Origin of the sequence: Acinetobacter sp. AG1, assembly GCF_001005525.1 — a bacterium.
GTDB lineage: Bacteria > Pseudomonadota > Gammaproteobacteria > Pseudomonadales > Moraxellaceae > Acinetobacter > Acinetobacter modestus.
On the sequence record NZ_LBMZ01000012.1, the window covers coordinates 1 to 1,441 of the forward strand.

Here is a 1,441-nt window from a genome sequence, read left to right on the forward strand (position 1 = left end):
CAGTAGATGGGATTCAGGCAAAACAAGATGCGTCAGCAGCTTATCTTGATAAATTTCGTCAGAAAGTTGAACTATACGGTAATCGTTATTATCCAGATGAAGCGAAACAACAACATTTATCGGGTGAAGTACGTTTAATGGTCATTCTGAATGCCGAAGGTGGAATTCGTGCAATTCGTCTTATAGAAAGTTCTGGACATCCCATTTTAGATGAAGCTGCAAAAGCTTCGGTGCGCCGTGGAGCACCTTTTGGACCCTTTGATAACAATATGAAAAAGGACATTTCTGAATTACGAATTATTCGAACATGGCGCTTTGATCCTGTCGATGCGGAATTTGAAGTACATTAAAAAGGTGTACTTCTTTTTATCGTATTTTATAAATTAAATAAAAATTATAAAAATCAATATATTAATTTTTTTAAAAATACATAATTTAAATTATTAAATAAAAAACAAACAATTGAGTTTAATTGTTAAAACTTGAATTGATAATAAAAACAATTATCATTTGCAATATCTTTATTTTTGGAAATATGTGCATCCTTGTTTATTGCTTTTCGGGGGAATGAGGTGCGTATTTCCAAATGTTCCGTATGATCAAGGACAATCTCTCCATGTACCTATCTGTCAGCTTAAAAATATTTAAAACACATCCGCTTATGCTCGCTATGTCGGTATTACTGCCATCATTTGCATACGCTGAGTCAACCAGTCAAACCACTCAGTTACCTACCATTAGCATAAAAGCTGAAAGTGGAAAGCCTAAGGATGCTTATACAAGCGAAACGACATCTACTGCTTTACCTTTAGATCTTAAATTAAAAGAGATTCCTCAGGCCATTTCAGTTGTTACACAGCAGCGTATACAAGATCAAGGTTTGACCACATTGGTTGAGGTCGCTGAAAATGTAACTGGGTTGTCTGTAAATCGCTATGAGACAAATCGTGGTGGATTATATTCAAGAGGCTTTGTTGTTGATAATTATATAATTGATGGGATTCCGACCTCTTATACTTTGCCGTGGTCATCAGGTGAAATTTTTGCAAGTACGGCAATTTATGATCATATTGATATTGTACGTGGTGCAACAGGTTTAACTACTGGAACAGGAAATCCTTCTGCTGCAATCAATATGGTACGCAAGCGTGCAACAAGTGATGTACCTACGGCCAATATTGAGGTCAGTGGAGGCAGTTGGAACAATTATCGTGTGATGGGGGATGTCGCGAATAGTTTAAATGAATCAGGTTCATTGCGTGGACGTGCTGTAGCTCAATATGAGCAAGGAGATAGTTTTACTGACTTATTGAGTAAAGAGCGTTTAACCTTAATGCTGACAGGTGAAGCGGATTTAACAGATTCGACATTGTTGTCAGCAGGGGTGAGTTATCAAGAAGATGACCCTCGTGGACCGATGTGGGGTGGCTTACCAGTGTTC

At 37.5% G+C, this 1,441-nt stretch carries 2 protein-coding genes; both read left to right on the forward strand.

Features of this window, described 5'->3' with window-relative positions; all coding sequences use genetic code 11:
- On the forward strand, positions 1-350 hold a 350-nt coding region (locus tag AAV96_RS00070; RefSeq protein ID WP_046737827.1), incomplete at its 5' end, for an energy transducer TonB.
- 311 nt (positions 351-661) lie between these two features.
- A partial coding sequence (locus AAV96_RS00075) for a TonB-dependent siderophore receptor (protein WP_413772437.1) occupies positions 662-1,441 on the forward strand: 780 nt, incomplete at its 3' end.